Source organism: Oscillibacter acetigenes (assembly GCF_025567605.1).
GTDB classification, from domain to species: Bacteria; Bacillota; Clostridia; order Oscillospirales; family Oscillospiraceae; genus Oscillibacter; species Oscillibacter welbionis.
Map to the genome: position 1 here is coordinate 36,594 of NZ_JAOQKG010000003.1, position 20,188 is coordinate 56,781.

The 20,188-nt window shown below is 62.8% G+C and carries 20 protein-coding genes; 13 read left to right on the forward strand and 7 right to left on the reverse strand.

Annotated elements, in window-relative coordinates; all coding sequences use genetic code 11:
* Positions 1-296: 296 nt before the first annotated feature.
* The 6 genes from alaS to OCV80_RS06880 all read left to right on the forward strand — a co-directional run bounded on the left by alaS (position 297) and on the right by OCV80_RS06880 (position 4,815).
* A complete protein-coding gene (gene alaS, locus OCV80_RS06855; protein ID WP_267288359.1) occupies positions 297-2,960 on the forward strand; it encodes an alanine--tRNA ligase in 2,664 nt (887 codons plus the stop codon).
* A gap of 74 nt (positions 2,961-3,034) precedes the next feature.
* Positions 3,035-3,658 (forward strand): hypothetical protein, encoded by a 624-nt coding sequence (locus OCV80_RS06860; RefSeq protein WP_155979342.1) that lies wholly within the window; start codon positions 3,035-3,037, stop codon positions 3,656-3,658.
* The gene (locus OCV80_RS06865; protein ID WP_119311037.1) at positions 3,655-3,999 is read left to right on the forward strand and encodes a TIGR04076 family protein; all 345 of its coding nucleotides are present in this window, start codon (positions 3,655-3,657) and stop codon (positions 3,997-3,999) included. Before OCV80_RS06860 ends, OCV80_RS06865 begins: the two co-directional genes overlap by 4 nt.
* Positions 4,000-4,057: 58 nt before the next feature.
* Positions 4,058-4,255 (forward strand): DUF4250 domain-containing protein, encoded by a 198-nt coding sequence (locus OCV80_RS06870; protein WP_025544731.1) that lies wholly within the window; start codon positions 4,058-4,060, stop codon positions 4,253-4,255.
* Positions 4,256-4,257: 2 nt separating this feature from the next.
* Positions 4,258-4,596 (forward strand): histidine triad nucleotide-binding protein, encoded by a 339-nt coding sequence (locus OCV80_RS06875; protein WP_021749307.1) that lies wholly within the window; start codon positions 4,258-4,260, stop codon positions 4,594-4,596.
* Between the two features lie 141 nt (positions 4,597-4,737).
* Positions 4,738-4,815 (forward strand): HIT domain-containing protein, encoded by a 78-nt coding sequence (locus OCV80_RS06880; protein WP_084192840.1) that lies wholly within the window; start codon positions 4,738-4,740, stop codon positions 4,813-4,815.
* A 134-nt stretch (positions 4,816-4,949) separates the two neighbouring features.
* Here the strand turns inward: OCV80_RS06880 and OCV80_RS06885 are convergent, their stop codons facing one another.
* Both OCV80_RS06885 and OCV80_RS06890 read right to left on the reverse strand, forming a co-directional pair.
* The gene (locus OCV80_RS06885; protein ID WP_267288309.1) at positions 4,950-6,059 is read right to left on the reverse strand and encodes a hypothetical protein; all 1,110 of its coding nucleotides are present in this window, start codon (positions 6,057-6,059) and stop codon (positions 4,950-4,952) included.
* A complete protein-coding gene (locus OCV80_RS06890; RefSeq protein WP_267288310.1) occupies positions 6,017-6,412 on the reverse strand; it encodes an S-layer homology domain-containing protein in 396 nt (131 codons plus the stop codon). The genes OCV80_RS06885 and OCV80_RS06890 overlap by 43 nt, the downstream gene beginning before the upstream one ends.
* Positions 6,413-6,808: 396 nt before the next feature.
* On the opposite strand from OCV80_RS06890, the gene OCV80_RS06895 reads away from it, so the two are divergent.
* The 4 genes from OCV80_RS06895 to OCV80_RS06910 all read left to right on the forward strand — a co-directional run bounded on the left by OCV80_RS06895 (position 6,809) and on the right by OCV80_RS06910 (position 11,074).
* The gene (locus tag OCV80_RS06895) at positions 6,809-9,058 is read left to right on the forward strand and encodes a DNA internalization-related competence protein ComEC/Rec2 (RefSeq protein ID WP_119311035.1); all 2,250 of its coding nucleotides are present in this window, start codon (positions 6,809-6,811) and stop codon (positions 9,056-9,058) included.
* A 9-nt stretch (positions 9,059-9,067) separates the two neighbouring features.
* Positions 9,068-10,123, forward strand: coding sequence for a DNA polymerase III subunit delta (holA, locus tag OCV80_RS06900; RefSeq protein ID WP_021749854.1), 1,056 nt, complete (start codon positions 9,068-9,070; stop codon positions 10,121-10,123).
* Positions 10,120-10,716, forward strand: coding sequence for a toprim domain-containing protein (locus OCV80_RS06905; protein WP_119311034.1), 597 nt, complete (start codon positions 10,120-10,122; stop codon positions 10,714-10,716). The genes holA and OCV80_RS06905 overlap by 4 nt, the downstream gene beginning before the upstream one ends.
* Positions 10,717-10,825: 109 nt before the next feature.
* Positions 10,826-11,074, forward strand: coding sequence for a DUF6514 family protein (locus OCV80_RS06910; RefSeq protein WP_051319917.1), 249 nt, complete (start codon positions 10,826-10,828; stop codon positions 11,072-11,074).
* A gap of 75 nt (positions 11,075-11,149) precedes the next feature.
* Here the strand turns inward: OCV80_RS06910 and OCV80_RS06915 are convergent, their stop codons facing one another.
* Both OCV80_RS06915 and OCV80_RS06920 read right to left on the reverse strand, forming a co-directional pair.
* Entirely contained in the window at positions 11,150-11,908 is a 759-nt protein-coding gene (locus OCV80_RS06915) for a helix-turn-helix transcriptional regulator (protein ID WP_256264801.1), read from the reverse strand.
* A gap of 98 nt (positions 11,909-12,006) precedes the next feature.
* Positions 12,007-12,756: a GNAT family N-acetyltransferase gene (locus tag OCV80_RS06920; protein ID WP_267288311.1), complete on the reverse strand. Its 750-nt coding sequence runs from the start codon at positions 12,754-12,756 to the stop codon at positions 12,007-12,009.
* A gap of 357 nt (positions 12,757-13,113) precedes the next feature.
* Between OCV80_RS06920 and OCV80_RS06925 the strand changes: the two genes are divergently transcribed.
* Positions 13,114-14,811 (forward strand): glutamine--tRNA ligase/YqeY domain fusion protein, encoded by a 1,698-nt coding sequence (locus OCV80_RS06925; protein ID WP_021749860.1) that lies wholly within the window; start codon positions 13,114-13,116, stop codon positions 14,809-14,811.
* A gap of 45 nt (positions 14,812-14,856) precedes the next feature.
* Here OCV80_RS06925 and OCV80_RS06930 read toward each other — a convergent pair whose 3' ends face one another.
* Positions 14,857-15,267 carry a PaaI family thioesterase gene (locus OCV80_RS06930; RefSeq protein WP_021749861.1) on the reverse strand — a complete coding sequence of 137 codons (411 nt, stop codon included), beginning with the start codon at positions 15,265-15,267 and terminating at the stop codon, positions 14,857-14,859.
* 142 nt (positions 15,268-15,409) lie between these two features.
* Here OCV80_RS06930 and OCV80_RS06935 point away from each other — a divergent pair, with 142 nt between their 5' ends.
* Positions 15,410-16,996: a carbohydrate-binding domain-containing protein gene (locus OCV80_RS06935; protein WP_267288312.1), complete on the forward strand. Its 1,587-nt coding sequence runs from the start codon at positions 15,410-15,412 to the stop codon at positions 16,994-16,996.
* Positions 16,997-17,029: 33 nt separating this feature from the next.
* On the opposite strand, the gene sigG is transcribed toward OCV80_RS06935, so the two are convergent.
* A complete protein-coding gene (sigG, locus tag OCV80_RS06940; RefSeq protein WP_021749864.1) occupies positions 17,030-17,800 on the reverse strand; it encodes an RNA polymerase sporulation sigma factor SigG in 771 nt (256 codons plus the stop codon).
* A gap of 156 nt (positions 17,801-17,956) precedes the next feature.
* Between sigG and OCV80_RS06945 the strand changes: the two genes are divergently transcribed.
* Positions 17,957-18,241, forward strand: a complete 285-nt coding sequence (locus OCV80_RS06945) for a YlmC/YmxH family sporulation protein (protein ID WP_025544543.1) — start codon at positions 17,957-17,959, stop codon at positions 18,239-18,241.
* Positions 18,242-18,295: 54 nt separating this feature from the next.
* Here the strand turns inward: OCV80_RS06945 and OCV80_RS06950 are convergent, their stop codons facing one another.
* Entirely contained in the window at positions 18,296-20,125 is a 1,830-nt protein-coding gene (locus tag OCV80_RS06950; protein WP_267288313.1) for a DUF4261 domain-containing protein, read from the reverse strand.
* Between the last annotated feature and the right edge of the window lie 63 nt (positions 20,126-20,188).

Below are 20,188 nucleotides of genomic sequence, written 5' to 3' on the forward strand. Positions count from 1 at the left end.
TGATTGTCGCGGCGTTCGGACATCCGAACCCGGGAGACATCTCCTTGGCTTACTGGCCCCGGCATCTGGAGAACAACATCTGGGGCGTGGTCAAGGGACAGGTGGAGCTGCAGGTACGGCTGGACAGGGAACTGCCGGATCTGCCCCGGAAGATCGGCATGGCGGCCCGGCAGCTGCTGGCCGCGGCGGAGCTGACGGATCCCACCATGCCGGCGACTGGAAATAACAGGCGGTATTGCTTTTATTTATCATATATTATTGAGAATAAAAAGATATTTTTAGGAGGAAGAACATTTATGGCACATCCCACATACGGACTGAACGAGCTGCGGGAGATGTTTCTCAAATTCTTTGAGACAAAAGAACACCTGCGGCTGCCCAGCTTTTCCCTGATTCCCCAGAACGACGCCAGCCTGCTGCTGATCAACTCCGGCATGGCGCCCATGAAGCCCTGGTTCACCGGGGAGGAGGAGCCCCCCCGCCACCGGGTCTGCACCTGCCAGAAGTGCATCCGCACCGGCGACATCGAGAACATCGGCAAGACCGCCCGCCACGGCACCTACTTCGAGATGCTGGGCAACTTCTCCTTCGGAGACTACTTCAAGCGGGACGCGATCCACTGGGCCTGGGAGTTCCTGACCTCTCCCGAATGGGTGGGTCTGGAGCCGGACCGGCTGTATCCCTCCGTGTTCGCCGGCAACGAGACCACCCCCGCCGACGATGAGGCCTTCGCCATCTGGCGGGACGAAATCGGCATCCCCGAGGATCGGATCTTCAAGTTCGGCAAGGAGGACAACTTCTGGGAGCACGGCTCCGGCCCCTGCGGCCCCTGCTCCGAGATCTACTATGACCGGGGCCCTGAGTGGGGCTGCGGAAAGCCCGGCTGCACCGTGGGCTGCGACTGCGACCGGTATATCGAGGTCTGGAACGTGGTGTTCTCCCAGTTCGACAACGACGGAGAGGGCCACTACACCGAGCTGAAGCAGAAGAACATCGACACTGGCATGGGCCTGGAGCGTTTGGCCTGCGTCAGCCAGAACGTGGCCAGTCTGTTCGACGTGGACACCGTCATGAACATCACCAACAAGGTCAGCGAGATCACCGGCGCCAAGTACGAGCAGAGCGACAAGATCGACGTCTCCCTGCGGGTCATCACCGACCATATCCGCTCCGCCACCTTCATGATCTGTGACGGTGTTCTGCCCAGCAACGAGGGCCGGGGCTATGTGCTGCGCCGCCTGCTGCGCCGGGCCGCCCGGCACGGCAAGCTGCTGGGAGTGAACCATCCCTTCTTATATGAGGTGTGCGACACCGTGGTCCATGAGAACGAGGGCCACTATCCCGAGCTGCGGGAGCGGCAAGCCTATATCACCAAGGTCATCCGCACGGAGGAGGAGAACTTCGCCAAGACCCTGGACGCCGGCATGAAGATCTATGACGATATGCTCTCCGCCCACAAGGCCCAGGGGGAGACCGTGTTCTCCGGCGCTGACGCCTTCAAGCTGTACGACACCTACGGCTTCCCCATCGACCTGACCGTGGAGATGGCGGAGGAGGCCGGCATGACCGTGGACCAGGAGGGCTTCAAGGCTCTGATGGAAGAGCAGAAGGTCCGCGCCCGCAAGGCCCGGGAGGCCCTGGGCGACCTGGGCTGGGCAGGCATCGAGTTCGGCAAGGACATGCCCGCCACGGAGTTCGTAGGCTATGATCGCTCCAGCGAGCAGGGCAGAGTCCTGGCCCTGGTGGCCGACGGGGAACTGCGGGACGAGCTGGCTCAGGGCGTGGAGGGCATCCTGGTGCTGGACCAGACGCCGTTCTATGCCGAGATGGGCGGCCAGGTGGGAGACCACGGCACCATTCAGGGACCCAATGGCACCTTCCAGGTGACGGATGTTCAGAAGAACAAGGGCGGCAAGTTCATGCACTCCGGCAAGGTGGTCTCCGGCACCCTCAGCGTGGGCGAGACCGTCACCGCATCCATCGACGTGGAGCGCCGGAAGGCCATCATGCGAGCTCACAGCGCCACGCACCTGCTGGACGCTGCCCTGAAGAAGGTCCTGGGCGACCATGTGCATCAGGCGGGCTCCCTGGTGGAGCCGGACCGGCTGCGCTTTGACTTTACGCACTTTGAGGCTATCACCCCGGAGCAGCTGGCTCAGATCGACAAGCTGGTGAACGACGCCATCCTGGAGGGCTACCCCGTGGCGACGGAGGTGCTGCCCATCGAGGAGGCCAAAAAGAAGGGCGCCGTGGCCATGTTCGGTGAGAAGTACGGCGATATCGTCCGCGTGGTGGAGATGGGCGACTTCTCCATGGAGTTCTGCGGCGGCACCCATCTGGACAACACCGCCAAGGCCGGTCCCTTCCGCATCAAGTCCGAGGGCTCCGTCGCCTCGGGCGTCCGCCGGATCGAGGCCACGGTGGGCCGACTGAGCCTGGACACCATGAACCGGAATCAGGAGCTGCTGTTCCACGCCGCTCAAGTGCTGAAGACAACACCCGGTGAGCTGGCCGCCAAGGCGGAGCAGCAGGCAGCGGAGATGAAGGAGCTGCGCCATGAGCTGGAGAAGTTCAAGTCCGAGGCGTCCCTGGGCGAGGCCCGACAATTCCTGACCGCCGCCAAGAACGTGGGCGGACTGAAGGTCCTGACCGCTATCCGTAACGGCATGGATGCGAACGCCCTGCGGCAGATGGGCGATTTCCTGCGGGACAAGGCCCCGGATGTTGTGGCAGTGCTGGCTTCTGCCAATGGGGAGAAGATCACCTTCCTGGCAGTCTGCGGTCCCGAGGCGGTGAAGCGCGGCATCAAGGCCGGCGACCTGGTGAAGAGTGTCTGCGCCATCTGCGGCGGCAAGGGCGGCGGCAAGCCTGACAGCGCCATGGGCGGCGGCAGTGACCTGCTGAAGCTGGATGATGCACTGGCCACCGTGGATGATTTTGTGGCGGAAAAGCTGAAGTAAGCTGTAGATGACACCTTCCCCGGGGCCTCGCCGGGCAAAGGCCTGGCGGGAGCAGAGTGGAGTGGGAGAACTTTATGTCAACTCGAGAGGACGTCAAGACGTTTTTCGGCCTGCCTCTGGACTTCTCCATGCTGGAGCTGGAACCGGAGACAGGCGCCGACCCGGTACGGTATTTCTGTACCCCGGAAAATGCCGAGATCATTGGCTGGGGCAGTTGCGGGACGCACTTCGTCCTCCTGCCGGGGGATGAGGCGGTGTACTGCGTGGAACCGGAGATGGCAGAGGAGGGTACCTTTGTGCTGCCGGTGGGGGCGGACTTCCGGGAGTTCCTTTCCCATCTGCTCTACTGCAAATGTACCAGTCCTCTGGCGCAAATCTTCATGCTGGACGCGACCCGGTTCCGGAAGCTTCTGGAGGACAACGATGCCAACACCTGGCCGGGCTGCGAGGAGGACTTCAAGAGCCGGGACGCGTCCCTGGACCTGTTGGCGGAGACATTCCACATCCGGTCCCGGGACCCATTCCAGCGGGTGAAGGAGCTCCAGACGGGCTTTGACCCGTCGGTCCTGAATTTCTCCGACGCGTATTATGACACACTGGGGTTGGAGAAGCCCAAGCGGGGGATGCAGAGGAAGGAAAAGCCCCTGTTTGAATTTCCACCTATCACATTTGATCTTTACCAGGAGGATGATCCATGAAAAAAGTCAAGATCACCGTCTTGAAAACCACCCTGGATGAAGAGCTGGCGGCGGAATACGGCGCTGAAGGGCTGGGCCCCTGCCCCATGCTGCGGGAAGGCCAGGTGTTCTACGCCGACTACGCCAAGCCGGATGGCCTCTGTGACGAGGCCTGGAAGGCTATCTATCAGTATGTGTTCGCCCTGGCCCACGGGGCGGGAGAGGGTCTGTTCTATTACGGCGACTGGATCCGCAGGCCCGGCGTGGCCATCTGCTCCTGCAACGATGGGCTCCGCCCCGTGATTTTCAAGCTGGAGACCACAGAGGAGGAAGCATCCGTCAACTACACACCCGTGCGGTAAAATTATTTACTTTCAGAATATCGCAAGCAAATTCCCTTTACAGAGAAAGGGGGCTGCCATGCTGCTGCCCAAGGACCCCTACATTCTTCTGAGCTTCCTCAACGCCCGCCTCCGGGACCAGTATGCGGACCTGGAGGATCTGTGCGCGTCCCTGGATGCGGACGAGCAGTCCCTGCGGGAGACGCTGGCGGGGGTTGACTATCGCTACGATCCCGTTTATCATCAGTTTATACCGATCACATCAAAGGAGGTTTGAAAATGTCCGATTGCCTATTCTGCAAGATCGTTGCCGGGGAGATCCCCAGCAGCAAGGTCTACGAGGACGACGTGTGCTACGCCTTCAATGACATTGATCCCCAGGCGCCCACCCACTTCCTGGTGGTACCCAAGGCCCACATCGGCTCTGTGTCTGAGATCACCGCGGACAACAGCACAGTGGTGGCTCATATCTTCGAGGTCATTGCCAAGCTGACAAAGGAAAAGGGGCTGGACAGCTACCGGGTGGTCTCCAACATCGGCGAGCAGGCGGGACAGAGCGTGTTTCATCTGCACTTCCATGTACTGAGCGGCAGAGATATGACGTGGCCTCCGGGCTGATGCCTGGGAGCCACGGCCCCGGCGGGGCCGCACGCGAGAGCGCGTGCAAGCGTTTTGCGAAGCAAAACCTTGGAGCGGGCGGGCTTTGCCTGCCCGCTCAAGTTTTATCCGGGGCCCCCACCGGGCTTGGCCAGGTGGGGAATGCAGGCGGGGCAGAGCGTGTTTCATCTGCACTTCCACGTACTGAGCGGCAGAGATATGACGTGGCCTCCGGGCTGATGCGGCCTTCGAGAGGGGCGGCTGTACCGCTGAGGCAAAATGATTTCAATTTCCTGATTTGCCGTCCGTTGGAGCATAAGAGAGCGCCGCGAGCAAAGCTCGCGGCGCTCTCTTACTGAATTAGAAGGGGGGGGTTACAGCTCACCGCCGGAGAGGACCGGGGTCAGGTCCTCAAAGTTGGAGAAGCTGGGATAAGAGATGCGCACATCATCGCCGGTGGCGTTGACATCCATCTGCATATCCATCTGGAGCTTGGCAGTAATCTGCGCATTTTCGGTCTCCGTGACAGGCAGGCCCAGCACCAGATCCAGGTCGAAGTCCGCGGTGCAGGACTCCAGCTCTCCGTCGGAACCGACGGTGTAGACGTATGTGCAGCTCTGCAGATCTGCGGTGAGGTCCACCGGGCTCTCCATGGCGGCAAGCTCTTCCTGCAAGGCCGTCAGCAGATCCTCCAGAAGGCTGTTCAGGCTGTCATCCATCTTCATGGTGTATACGGTGCGGGAGCCCGTGCGGGAGACGTCGATGGAGTCGATCATGGGCAGCATCATGCTGTTCATCTGGCCGCTGATCTGCAGCATCTCCTGGTAAAACTCCGCGAACCCGTCCATGTTGCCAACCGGATATTTGTACCGGTCTGTGGTTCCGTCCATCTCCTCCTGGATATAGACCCAGCCGTCCTGCATCCACTCCTGAACAGAGACTTGATCCTGCATGGTCACATCGGGGCCGGCGCCTGCCGTGTTGGATTCCATGTTCATGTTCATGGAAATGGCCAGCTGGAGCGGGTCTTTCAGAATCATCTGGATGCGGCCGTTTCCGGAGACGGCCACGGACATGGTTTCGTGGATGGTCTCGGTCCCATCGGAGCCGTCAACGGCAATGTCCATCCCCATATTCATGGTATAGTCCGCGTCGATGCCGGTGGAGGAGGCCTGGCTGGCGGCGGTCAGGGCCCGGTAGGCCTCGATTTTCTCGGTAATGGGCCGGGCGGCCTCGGCGTCAATGGCGCCGCTCTCCACCAGGCTGGCCAGCAGATAGGTGCTGCCGTCCTTGAGATCAGCGCCCAGGGCCTGGTAGGTGACGGCAGCCAGATCGTCCCGCAGGAAGGGGGCGGCGTCCAGCATGGAGAGGTTGAACAGGCCGTGGAGCATGGCGAAGTCCAGCGTGTCTGCGTACAGGAAGTCCACGCCGTCCTCATAGCCTAGTGCCCGCAGCAGGAAGGCGCAATACATTTTTGCGCGCACGGACTGGATGCGCCGAAAGTGGTGGCGGAGGTGCCGTTGGTGATGCCTTGGCTGTACAGCCAGGCGACGGAGGGGGCCGCGGTTTCGCTCACGTCGGTGAAGGGCATGGAGATCTCTCCCGCCTCATAGGCGGCTTTGGCCTCGTCCTCGGCGCCGTAGAGCCGCACCAGCATGATGGCGGCCTCGGAACGGGTAGGGGCGCGGTCCAGCTCAAAGCCGCCGGCGGTGCCCCGGAACACGCCGATGGCGGACAATTCCTCCGCAACGGAGTCGTAGGAAGAGGCGGAGGCGGTCCCGGCCATTGCCGCAGTCAGCAACAAGGTCGCGGCCAGTATGGTCAGAATGCGTTTCATGGTCAACGCTCCTCTCTTTTTTGGTGGAAGAATTTCCACTGATTACTGCTATCTTACGCCGGGCGGAGAGAGCCGTCAAGAGCAGGGAACATGATTTATGGAAAAAGGGCTGGTATTTCCCGCCGGTTCCCGGTATAATGTACCCAAATGGTTTCTCTTTCCCCATTTTTCCAAACAGCTGTGATCGGCTGGGGCGAGGCGGGAAAGCAGAATCATTGGGAGAAAGCGCGTCCGGCCAAAGGGCTGACACGGGGCAACGGAGCAGGTGCCGTGAATCCCGGCGGCCTATGCATGGATCCGGCGGAGAGAGCAAAATTGCGGCTCTTTTGCAGCCTGCCCGCTGTTCTGGGCAGCCGCTGGACGAGCTGTTTGGCAGGATGGAAAAGAGGAGAGACCATGCGCAAGCTGGCCGCGTTCACCGTGTCCTTCGCTCTGGGGATCTGTCTGGCCCAGTATCTGCTGCCGGAGAGGCTTCTTCTGCCCGTGGCGGCAGTTTTCTTTGCCGCGGCCTGCCTCGCCTTGCTGCTGCCGGGACTTTGGCGGAAGCGGGTGTTGCTGGTGGGCACGGGGCTGGCCCTGGCCCTGGGGTGGAACTGGCTGTACAGCTATGCTGTACGGGCGCCTCTTGCGGCCCTGTCCGGCAGCGAGGGCACCGCTTCCATGACTCTTTTGGAGTACGCCGTCCCCACGGACTACGGCGCCAAGGTGACAGTGAAGCTGGAGGGGGTTCCCCTGGGCAAGGTGGTCTGCTACGGCGGGGCGGACCTGCTGGACCTGGAGCCGGGCCAGACGGTGGCGGCACAGGTGAAATTTCAGGATTCCGCCCGGCTTCGGGAGGATACCATTACCAACTTCACCGCTCAGGGAGTGTTCCTGCTGGCCTACCAGCGGGGAGACGAGGCCGTCTACGGTGAGGGATCCGCCGGCTCGCCACGGTGGTGGCCCGCCCATGCGGCCCGGGCCATGCAGAACCGGGTGACGGCGCTGTTTGACGGAGATGAGGCCGCGTTCCTCAGCGCCATCCTCACCGGGGACACGTCCGGATTGTCGGAAGAAGCCCGGTCCGACCTGTCGGAGGCGGGACTCAGCCACATCCTGGCCGTGTCCGGGTTGCACTGCGGCTTTCTGATGACGCTGATTCTGCTGCTCACAGGACGGCACCGGCACCGTCTGGCGGCGGCGCTGGCGCTGCCCGTCCTGATGTTCTATACGCTGTTGACCGGGGCCAGTCCCTCGGTGGTCCGGGCCTGCATCATGGTGGTGTTCGTGCTGGCGGCACCCCTGTTTCAGCGGGACAGCGACCCGCCCACCACGCTGTCCGCCGCCCTGTTTTTGATCCTGCTGGCGAACCCCTTTGCGGCGGCCTCCATCAGTCTGCAGCTGTCCTTCGGAGCCATGGCGGGGCTTCTCTGGCTGACGCCGAAGCTCCAGGACCTGCTGTTGGGGGAGAGACCGAGTGGGAAGGTCTGCCGACTGCTGGTTTCCAGCCTGTCGGCCACCGTGGGGGCCATGGCATTCACGGTGCCCTTGTGCGCTGTCTACTTCGGGTCGCTGGTACTGATCTCTCCGGTAAGCAACCTGCTGTGCCTGACAGCCTCCAGCCTTGTGTTCACGCTGGGGCTTGGGGCAGTCCTGGCGAGCTTCCTCTGGGTGCCTCTGGGGACGGTGATCGGCTTCGTGCCGGCTTTGCTGACCCGGTATATCCTCTGGATATCCGGGGTTCTGGCGTCTGTCCCCCACCACGCCCTGTACTTCACCAACCCGTATCTGAAATACTGGCTGGTATTTCTGTATGTCCTCTTCGCCGCGGCCTTTTTCCTGCGGCCCAAGGCCCGGCGGAAGTATGCCGTGGCCGGTGTGCTGGCGGCGGTATCCCTGGCGGTGACGGTGCGGCTGGGCGCGCCCCACTACACCCGGGGCGGCCTGGACGCCTATGTGCTGGACGTGGGGCAGGGGGAGAGCGTGCTGCTGACCTCCGGCGGGAAATTTGCCCTGGTGGACTGCGGCAGCCGCAACAGCTGGTACGACGCCGGCGGCATCGCGGCGGATCACCTGGCCACCATGGGCTGTGGGACGCTGGACTATCTGATTCTGACCCACTACGACTACGATCACATCTCCGGCGTGGCGGAGCTGCTGGCAAGAGCGCGGGTGGACACTCTGCTCCTGCCGGACGTGTCCGACGATGCAGGGGCGCGGTTCCGGGTGGAGCTGGCCGCCCGGAACCACGGCGTGGACATTCAATACGTGGAGGCGGAGACGGTTTACACCCTGGGGGAGAGCAGCCTCACCATCTACCCGCCGGGGGACGTGGAGGGCGACAACGAACAGGGGCTGGCCGTCCTGTGCACCTATGGCGACTACGACCTGCTGATTACCGGGGACCGGAACATGGCGGCGGAGCGGCAGCTGATCGCCGACCATGATCTGCCCGACATCGAGGCCCTGGTAGTAGGCCACCACGGCTCCAAATCCTCCACCTCGAAGGAGTTGCTGGAGGCCCTGACGCCGGAGACGGGCATCATCAGCGTGGGGGACAACAGCTACGGCCACCCCACGGAGGACGCCCTCCGCCGCCTGGTGCTGGCAGACGTGGAGATCTACCGGACGGACAAGCAGGGTACCGTCCATCTATCTGTGAATTGAGGAGACACCATGGCATACGCGAAAAAGACATCCAAGGCCAACGAGGCCTTTCAGAAACTGAAAAACGACCTGGCCGCGGGAACGGCGGGGAACGCCTACATCTTCTACGGGGAGGAGACGTATCTCCGGGAGTACTATCTCAAAGAGCTGCGGAAGAAGCTGGTCCCCGCCGGGTTTGAGGAGTTCAACTACCACACCCTGGAGGGGAAGGACCTGACGGTCCAGACCCTGGCAGAGACGGCGGAGGCCATGCCCATGATGGCGGAGCGGACGCTGATCGTGGTGTCGGACTTCGACCTGTTCAAGCTGAACGAGGAGCAGCGGGAAAAGCTGATCGCCTTTTTGGAGGATGTGCCGCCCTACTGCTGCGTGGTGTTCCTCTACGACACGGTGGAATACAAGCCCAACCGCACCATGAAGAAGCTGTACAAGGCCGTCACCGACCACGTGGAAGCGGTGGAGTTCCGTCCGGCGGACAACAGCGACCTGGTGGTGTGGATCGCCCGGCGGTTCAAGGCCCTGGGGAAGGAGATCGACCGTCAGACGGCGGAGTACCTGATCTTCACCTGCGGCGGTCTGATGACGGGGCTGGTGCCGGAGATCGCAAAGATCGGCGCCTACGCCAAAGGCAGGGCCATCACCCAGAAGGACATCGACGCTGTGGCGGATCCGGTGCTGTCGGCGGAGGTGTTCCGCCTGTCCGACGCGGTGCTCCAGGGGAATTACGACGGGGCGGCCCGCATCCTGGGGGATCTGCTGAAAATGCAGACAGAGCCCATCATGATCCTGGCGGCTTTGGGCAGCCAGCTCCGGCGCATCTATACCGCCCGGATGGCCATTGACAGCGGCAAGGACAAGTACTGGCTCATGGAGCTGTGGGAGATGAAGAGCGACTATCCGGCCAAACTCCTGCTCTCCGCCGCCAAAAAGACCACGGCCGCCTGGTGCGCCGACGCGGTGCAGATGTGCCAGGTGCTGGACCGGCGGATGAAGAGCGAGAAGGGCGTGGACGCCGTGGGCGAGCTGAAGCTGCTGCTGGTGCGTCTGGGGGCGCAGCGGCGATGAAGAAAGCGATCCGAGAGGTCATTGTGGTAGAGGGCCGCTACGACAAAAACGCCCTCAGTCAGGTGGTGGACGCTACCATCATCACACTGGGCGGCTTCGCCGTGTTCAACGACCGGGAGAAGCTGGCCTTTCTCCGCCGCCTGGCGGAGCAGAGGGGGCTCATCGTGCTGACGGACAGCGATGGGGCAGGGTTCGTCATCCGGAACTATCTGAAGGGTGCTCTCCCACGGGATCGGGTGAAGCAGGCATATATCCCGGACATCCCAGGCAAGGAGCGCCGCAAGCGGACCCCCGGCAAAGAGGGCAAGCTGGGCGTGGAGGGTATGAGGCCCGCCGTGCTGCTGGAGGCCCTGCGCCGGGCGGGCGCCACCTTCGCCGACGAGGGGGCGGCGGAGTGTCCGGGAGACCCTATCACCAAGGCGGATCTGTTCGCCCTGGGCCTCACCGGCGGAACCGACAGCGCCGCGAAGCGCCGGGCGCTGCTGAAGCAGCTGGATCTGCCGGAGCACCTGACGCCCAACGGCATGTTAGAGGCGTTGAACCTGTTATACAGCCGGGAGGAGTTCCTTTCCCGAATGGTGAAAACTCAGTAAAAAGCGGGAGGAAGCCGGGCCATCGACAGGGTTCGACAGCATTCCCCCAAACGGCAGTGCTACAATTTTTTTGTTCGTGTGTGACAACAGACAGAAGGAGGAAATCGAGGTGCGGGCCTTCCTGGTAGGAAGAAGGCCGTGCCGCGGCGTACCGGTGGACTACTTTCTGCTGGTGGAGGAGTGGGACGCCCTCTGGGAGTGCTACGGCATCCGCGTGGAGAGCGGCGGGGAGCGGACGGAGATCCCAGGGATCACCGCCTCGCAGTCTGGGATCCTGTCGCTGCTGTCCAAGCTGATGCGGGGGAGCGTGACGCCCGTCGCGGCGCGGGATGTGGTGGAGGACTGGTTGCTGGAATAGCGTGCAGTCCGGCCGTAAAAAGGAGTCCGGAGAGGATGCAGGGTGTGCATTCTCTCCGGACTCTTTTTACAAATTTCAGGGCGCTTTTGCCAACGCCGCCAGAACGGCGGACAGGAGCGGGCACAGGACCAGTCCCGCCGCCAGCAGCCGTCCCCGGCGGGAAGCGAACGTCACGCCCTTCCGTCCCGTCCGTTCCGCCAGCAGCCCCATGGGGAGGGACAGCAGATAGATGCATCCCCAGAAGGCCCAGCCGTAGTGCCCGTGTCCCATGGCCGCTCCCGCCGGGTGGGGCCCCAGAACCAGCCCCATCAAAAATCCGATGAGAAAATAGGCGCAGGTGGTGCAGGAGAGCCGGTACCGCCCCAGCAGCGCCGTCAGGGCGGAGAGGGCCATGGCCCACCAGAAGAGACCGCTGCTGAGGAGCCAGCCGTAGAGATAGCTCTCCCCGCCGCTGGGCCGCTCCCACAGCAGCCAGCCCAGCAGGGAGCTGTCCTCCAGGGGGCACCAGAGGATGCGGCCCAGCAGGTAAAAGACAAGATACCCCGCAGTCACCGCCAGAGCCGCCAGGACCCGGGGACGCCGGCGGCTCCGGGACCACAGGGGTGGAGGTGCCTCTGCCGCCGGAGCGTCCGCCCCCTCTGATGGGAGCAGCAGGTCCACCGTGGTGCCGAAGAGCTCCGCCAGGCGGAAGAGGTTCTCCGTGCTGGGGGCGCTCTGGCCGGACTCCCATTTGGTAACCGCCTGGCGGCTGACATCCATCCGGCGGGCCAGAGCCTCCTGGGACAAGCCTGCCCGCCGGCGGTGTTCCCTGATCCGCTGACCCAGCGTGGTCATGGACACACCTCCTTTCAGACTTTATGCTACCAGAATTCAACTCCTTTGACCACCAACTATCCGGCAACAATCGGTTGCGGCGGCGGAAAAGGGCAGCTTTACCGCTTCAGCAGCCGCCGTAGAGAAGCGGCGTCCAGCAGGTTCACCGTCTGGAAGGCACCGCCGTAAAACACGGCGTAGTTGTTGAACACGCAGGGAAGGGCCTTGGCCTTCTCCAATGTGTCCACAGGCACCAGAGAATACGGAGCCCCGGCCTCTCCACACACCTGCCGGATGATCTCCAGGCTGTTGGCCACATAGGGGCACTGGTCACTGTAATAGACCGTCAGCGCCTTTTCACCGATGGTCCCCGCCCTGGCTTGGTCCGTAAAGCGGGGGAGGGTACCGTCGAAGGATCGGGCCAGCAGGGTGTAGCCATAGCCCGTTTCATCCACCGTCTCAAAGCCGTACTTCCGGGCGAAGGACTGGTCGGAGAGCCAGGCCTTCTGTTTTTCCGCCCCCAGCATGCAGATGCCGGATTTTCCCCGGTCCCGGGCGTCCGCCAGGCAGTGCTCCATCAGCGCCCGGCCGTACCCCTTGCCCTTGTATGCACCGGCCACCCAGAGGCAGTAGAGGTACAGATAGTTGTCCCCCTCTACAGGGACCCAGGCGGTCTCCAAAGGGGCGTACTCGATAAAGACCTTTTCCTTGACATCCAGTTTCCGGAAGACGTGCCCCTCCGGCAGGCGGTCCACCAGCCATCGGCGTTTAGCCTCCACGCCGGGGTGGGGCTTTTTGCTGCGGATGATGCAGCACAGGTGCTGATCGGCGATGTTTTCCGCCGTCAGATCGATGAATCCCGGTTCCATACAGACGCTCTCTTTCCGCCGGAGACGCCGGCCTTTTTTTCGTATCGTACCAGATCCGGCGGAAGAACGCAACTGTCCTGCCGGTTCGCCAAAGGCGCTGCCAGCGGCAGGTTTATCTTAATGATACGGTGCCGGCGCATCCCGCTTTTGGGCATTGAGGACAGGTCAATCTCCGTTTTGTGAATATGTGATCGCTTTTGACATATTCCCGCATACAGACAAGTTTTTGCTGTCCCCATGCCGCCAATGGCCGTCTAAAACAACGTATTGCATTTCCCCGTCAGATTTTGTATAATAAATATCCTAACGTGTACGCATACCAACGATACACTGCGCGAGAGGGAGGAATGACAGCGCATGGCAGAGGAGATCAAGCTGACGCAGGACGAGGCGCCGGAGAGCCGGAACTTTATCCACGCTTTCATCGAGGAGGACATCGGCCCCGGCGGCCAGTTCGAGGGGATGACCGTCCACACCCGGTTCCCGCCGGAGCCCAACGGCTACCTGCACATCGGGCACTGCAAGGCGCTGACCATCGACTTCGGCACGGCGGAGAAGTTCGGCGGCCTGTGCAACCTGCGGATGGATGACACGAACCCCACCAAGGAGGACGAGGAATTCGTAGACGCCATTCAGCAGGACATTCACTGGCTGGGCTTTGACTGGGGCGACCGGTTCTTCTACGGCTCGGATTACTTTGACGAGGATTATCGTCAGGCGGTGGGCCTCATCAAGAAGGGCCTGGCTTATGTCTGCGAGCTGACGCCGGAGCAGTTCAAGGAGTACCGGGGAGATACCACCACTCCGGCCCGCTCCCCCTGGCGGGACCGGCCCATCGAGGAGAGCCTGGACCTGTTCGAGCGGATGAAGAACGGCGAGTTCCCGGAGGGCAAGTACACCCTGCGGGCCAAGATCGACCTGGCCAGCGGCAACTTCAATATGCGGGACCCGGTGCTCTACCGGATCAACTACCTGCCCCATCACCGACAGGGGAACAAGTGGTGCATCTATCCCATGTACGACTTCGCCCACCCCATTCAGGACGCGCTGGAGGGCATCACCCACTCCCTCTGCTCCCTGGAGTTTGAAAACCACCGCCCCCTATACAACTGGGTGGTAGAGCACTGTGACCTGCCCAGCCATCCCCGGCAGATCGAGTTCGCCCGCCTGGGCATCGACCACACGGTGCTCTCCAAGCGCAAGCTCCGCAAGCTGGTGGAGGAGGGGAGGGTCTCCGGCTGGGACGATCCCCGGATGCCCACGCTCTGCGGCCTGCGCCGCCGGGGCTATACGCCCCGGTCTATCCGGAACTTCTGTGAGCGCATCGGTGTGGCAAAGTCTGCCAACGTGGTGGAATACGGCTTCCTGGAGCACTGCCTGCGGGAGGACCTGAACGAGACCGCCCAGCGGACCATGGCGGTGATCCGGCCCATCAGGCTGACCATCACCAACTATCCGGAGGGGAAAAGTGAGACTGTTACCGTGGAGAACAACCCCCTGGACCCCGCCGCCGGCACCCGGGAGATCGCCTTCTCCCGCAACCTCTGGATCGAGTCCGACGATTTCCTGGAGACCCCGGTGCCCAAGTACAAGCGGCTCTACCCCAATGGACCGGAGTGCCGCCTGAAAGGGGCCTATCTCATCCGCTGCACCGGCTGCGTGAAGGACGAGAACGGCAGCGTCACCGAGGTGCTGGCGGAGTACGACCCGGAGAGCCGGGGCGGCGACCCCGCTGACGGCCGGAAGGTGAGGGGTGCCACCATCCATTGGGTGGATGCCGCCACCGCCATCGACGCGGAGGTGCGGCTGTACGACAACCTGTTCACCGACGCGGACCCGGACGCGGCCGACAAGAACTTCCTGGAGTGCCTGAACCCCAACTCCCTGGAGGTCCTCACCGGCTGCAAGGTGGAGCCTTCCCTGGCGGATGCCGCAGCTCCCGCCAGCTTCCAGTTCATGCGCCTGGGCTACTTCTGCCTGGACAGCAAGGACTCCAAGCCCGGCCATCTGGTGTTCAACCGATCTGTGAGCTTGAAGGACAGCTTCAAGAAATAAGCATACAAAAAGACCGCCGAAGGGCGGTCTTTTTGTATGCGCTTCTCACAGCGGGATCTCCCGGTCCAGCTTGTAGAAGGTGAAGGACCCGTTCCCCAGCAGCGTCCCCGCCTGATCCCGGATCTCCACCTCGTAAAAGCAGAGAGTTCGGCCGGGCTTGGTCTCCCGGGCCTCTGCCACCAGATGGTCCCCCAGCTTGGCGCTGCGGAGAAAGTTGTAGGAGGCGTTCACCGTCACGGCATAATATCCGTGGGAGGCCATGGCGGAGCCGCAGGCCGTGTCTGCCAGGGAGAAGTAGCAGCCCCCGTGGGCAACCCCCACAGGGTTGGCGTCCTCCGCCGTGATGTCCTTTACCGCCCGGGCGTAGCCGGGGCCGATCTCCTCCACAAAGATCCCCAGCCGCTGGGCGAAGGGGTTGGAGCTGTTCCGGGTGTCTCTGAGCTTTTTGTAGTCCATGTGTGCGGTCTCCTCGTTTTTGATGACTTGCTTTCAGCTTACTCCGAACTTGTGAAAAGGTCAATTTTTTTCCTCCTTTTTCAGCGGAAATTCAGAAATCCATGATAGACTGCCTCCATCTTGACGGAAAGGATTTGCTGCAATGAAACGAATTGCTTCTCTCTTGCTGGGGCTGGCGATGGCTGCGGCCGCGCTTTCTGGCTGCGGCGCGCAGGGCCGCGAGACGGCCGCGCAGGAATTTCCGGACGCTGTTTCCATCGTCCTCTCGGATGACGGCATTATTGTGGACGGGAAGGCGGTCTCCACAGACGAGTCAGCCGCCGTCCACACGGCCCATGACATTGTCTGCTATGAATCCGGCCGCGACTTCACCTACGGCGAGGGCACGGAGGCCGACGAGCATACCGCCGAAGAGGCGGAGGCCCACACGGTGGTCCACATCACACAACCCGGCACCTACGCCCTCAGCGGCATCCTGTCCGCAGGGCAGATCGCTGTGGACCTGGGGGAGGACGCGGAGGACGACCCGGCGGCAGTGGTGACGCTGATCCTGAACGGCGTGGACATCACCTGCACTGTGGCCCCGGCGGTGATTTTCTATAACGTCTATGAGTGCGGCAGCACAGACGAGGACACCGCCTCGGAGACCGTGGACACCTCCGCCGCCGGTGCCAACGTGCTGATTGCTGACGGTACTATCAACAACGTCACCGGCTCCTATGTGGCCCGGATCTACGACCCGGACAGCGTGGTGCTCAGCGAGGACGGAATGACCGTGGAGGACAGCGAGAAGCTCCACAAATACGACGGCGCATTTTACTCCAAGATGTCCATGAATGTGGACGGGGGTGAGGCCGGCACTGGTGTGCTGAACATCACCGCCGACAATGAGGGGCTGGACACGGAGCTGCACCTCACCATCAACGGCGGCACCATCAACATCACCTCCGGCAATGACGGCATCAACACCAATGAGGACAATGTATCCGTCACCACTGTCAACGGCGGTTCCGTGAACATTCAGGTCACCGGCGAGACCGGCGAAGGCGACGGCATCGACTCCAACGGCTGGCTGGTAATCAACGGCGGCGCTGTCACCGCCGCGGCCTGCTCCGACAGCGGGGACGCGGGTATCGACGCCACCATGGGCATCACCATCAACGGCGGCACAGTAGCGGCCTCCGGCAATATGTATGACCAAATCGACGGCGGGGCCCAGAACTATGTGGTGCTCTCCTTTGCATCCCGGCAGAACGGCGGCCAGACCTATACCCTGCAAAACGCCGACGGGGAGACTGTGGGCACCTGGACGCCGGCAAACGACTTCACCTGTCTGGTGGTGTCCTCCCCGGACCTGACGGCAGGGGACTACACCCTGTGGCAGGGAGACACCCAACTGGCCGGCACCATGTCCGACGGCGTGGGCAGCCCCGGCGGCGGTCGGCACATGGGCGGTGAGGCGCCTCCCGCGGACTTGGATCCCTGGCAGGCGCCGGAGGGCGAGGTGCCGGAGAACGCTGGCAGTGAAGTTCCGGACGATCCCCCTGAGCGCCCGGATGGGGAAATGGAGCCTGACGGTAGGGAATCTCCCGCAGGCGGCCGCGGCCCCGGCGGAGGAGAGGGCGGCCAGAGCGCCGCGGGCCTGTCCAAGACATTCACTTTGTCGGATGGCGGGAGCTTCTTTAACGGGCTCTCACCGACGGAGACAACAGAAGCCTCTGAGACGTAAAGACAGCGGGGCCGGTTTCCCGGCCCCGCCTGCTCATATATTTTTTTTGATGGTGTTGATGGCGCCCTTCTCCAGCCGGCTCACCTGAGCCTGGGAGATGCCGACCTCCGCGCTGACCTCCATCTGGGTCTTTCCCTCGTAGAACCGCAGGGAGAGGATGCGCCGCTCCCGGTCATCCAGCCGCTTCATGGCCTCTTTCAGGGCGATGCGGTCCGTCCAGGCCTCGTCGGTGTTCCGGGTGTCGCTGACCTGGTCCATGACGCAGATGGCGTCGCCGCCGTCGGAGTATACCGGCTCGTACAGCGACACGGGATCCACGATGGCGTCCATGGCGAAGACCACTTCCTCCCGGGGGATGCCCAGCTCCTGGGCGATCTGTTCCACCGTGGGCTCCCGCTGGTTTTCCGCCAGGTACTTGTCCCGGACCTGCAGGACTTTATAGGCCGTGTCCCGCATGGAGCGGGACACCCGGATGGCGCTGTTGTCCCGGAGATATCGGCGGATCTCGCCGATGATCATGGGCACGCCGTAGGTGGAAAACCGCACCGGCTGATTGATGTCAAAGTTATCGATGGCCTTGATGAGCCCCACGCAGCCCACCTGAAACAGGTCGTCGGCGTTCTCGCCCCGGCCGGCGAAGCGCTGGATGACGGAGAGCACCAGCCGCAGATTTCCCTCGATCAGTTCCCGGCGGGCCTCCTGGTCCCCGGCCTTGGTACGGCGCAGGAGTTCCATGGTCTCCTCGTTTTTCAACACCTTCAGCTTTGCCGTGTTGACGCCCGCGATCTCCACCTTGCCCTGCATGGCTGTGCCCCCTCAAACCCTGAAACTTCATGAGTTCAGTATGGCCGGAGGGCTTTTTTCCTATACTGGAAGCTTTTGTCGCTTTCTGCCCGTCTGCACAAAACAGTGTTGGGACATTCCGTCCACTGCATAGTCTCAAGGCAGGGGGTGAGCGCGGTGCAGTGCAGGATCCGGGATTTCCGGTGCAAGGAGGTCATCAACGTCTGCGACGGCTGCCGCCTGGGCTACGTGTCGGACCTGGACGTGCGGGTGCCGGAGGGGCAGGTGGTAGCCATCATCGTCTACGGCCCGGGCCGCTTTTTCGGCCTGTTCGGCAGGGGGGAGGAGTTCTACATCCCCTGGGAGTGCATCCAGCGGATCGGAGACGACATCATCCTCATCGACAAGCCCTTTCAGCGGCGGGATCCCCGCCTGGAGCGGAAGCGGCGCAAGCGTTGCTGACAAATGCCCCCGCGGCTTTCACCGCGGGGGCATTTGCGTATGCCGGCGGAGCGGTCACGGCTCCTCCGGATAGGGGATCTTCAGCGTCATGCCGTCGTGCCAGACACCGGCGCTGCGGGAGATGGACAGATACTGCCCCTCGGTAAAGCCGATGGTCTCCCCGTCGTGGAAGGTGACATCCTCCTCCAATACATAGCTGGCCAGATCCAACAGGAAGCTGTGCAGGTCACCCGGGGCAGCCTGGGTGTCCAGAACCTCTATCTCCTCCTTGCCGAAGGCCGCAAGGCCGTCAGTGTAGCCGCACAGGCCCTCTTCCCGGCGGTAGAGGCCCATCCACACCAGATCCAGCAGGGGCAGCTCCCCGTCCTCCATGGGTTGAGACGCGTTAAGATAGAACTCCGGCTGGTACACGGTGCCGTTGGCGTAGACACCCAGCGTTCCGCGCTGGCGGCAGGCGGCACACACCAGCTTCACCTGGAGTATGGCCGCCTCTCGGACGGATTCCTCCCGGGGCAGGACGGTCACCAACAGCTGGCCCCGGTGGCGGGCAGCAGATTCCGCTGCCTCCGGCCACAGGTAGTTGTGGGCGGCGTTTTCCTCCGCCTCGCCGTGGGGCACAGGGAATGGGTATAGGCAGACCGCCGCCAGCATTCCACTGACCTCAAAGGTCAGGGTGCTGCCGCCGTCTTCAGATTCCTCCGCCTCTGTGAGGCAGGGGATGCCGTACAGATCCCGCAGATCCCGGCGGAACTGGTCCGGGTCCCAGGCAGGCGCTTCCAGTAGGACAAAGGCCAGGAAGGCGCCGCCCTCCGGCCGGGTCAGGGCGGGCTGCCGGTCCTCGCTGCAAAGGGAGAAATCCCTGTCGAACAGGACCATCTGCTGGTCCTGCCCCCGGATGTAACACAGGCGCATCGTCCGGTCCGGATGGACCGCGAACCATTCCAGGGATAGTCCCTCCGTTCCCAGCCCCGCCTGGGCGGCCAGGAAGGTTCGGCCCCGGCGGTCCAGCTCCGGCAGCCGGCGCACAAACTCACGGACCCAGGAGAGGGGAAACTTGGACAGCGCCGCCTCGTTCATGAAGAAACGCCCCAGCAGGCTGCCGTTCTGATAGGGCAGCCGGAAAGTGCAGTAGGGGGCGTCCGCCTCCCACTCCGTGGGGGAGAGGGCGGTCTTGATGGCGGCGAGGTTCTCCGGATCGCAGCAGATCCCGGCGATGGACAGCCGCTTTTCCGCCTCGTTTTCGTCTCCGCCGGCCTGCAGAACCGCGTCGCACTCCGGATCGATCCAGTGGAACTCCATCTCCTCCAGAGTCCGGCCCTCCTGGATCTCCCGACGGAGGGTGGTGAACTCGTAGTCCCCAGGCACCAGAGCCAGCCCCCGGTCCACCGCCTCCAGAGCACCGGACGCATCGCCGAAGTGAGCCCGGAGCTTGGCGGTCTCCAGCCAGCCCCAGGGATACTCCGGGTCCAGGGACACGCCGGTCTCCGCATAATGCCGGGCCTCCTCCAAGCGGCCGCAGTACATCAGGGCGCAGGCGTAGCGATAGTACCAGATCCCGCTCCCGGCCGCCTCCGCCGCCGGTTCCGAGGCGGGCATCCACTGGGCAGCTTTATAATAGTAGTCATAGTCGTCGATGTTGTTGCAGGCATAGGCGTACCACAGGGCAAGATCCAGATCGCCCCGGGCCTGCTCCTCCGTGAACTCTCCCTGACGCACACCGTCCCGGACCCGCTGGTCTAGGTAGTCCAGCATTTTGTAAAAGTAGCCGGAGACGTCTCCGCACAGTTCCTCCAGTGCCGCCACATCCTCCGCCATCAGGACCGGCGGAACCTTTTCACCGGGAACCGTTCCACCCGGAGATGATTTCTGCTTTTCAGTGTCCATCCATGTGCTCCTTTCTGATCTGCCGCGTTTTTATATAAACTGAAAATGGGATTTTGGTCATTA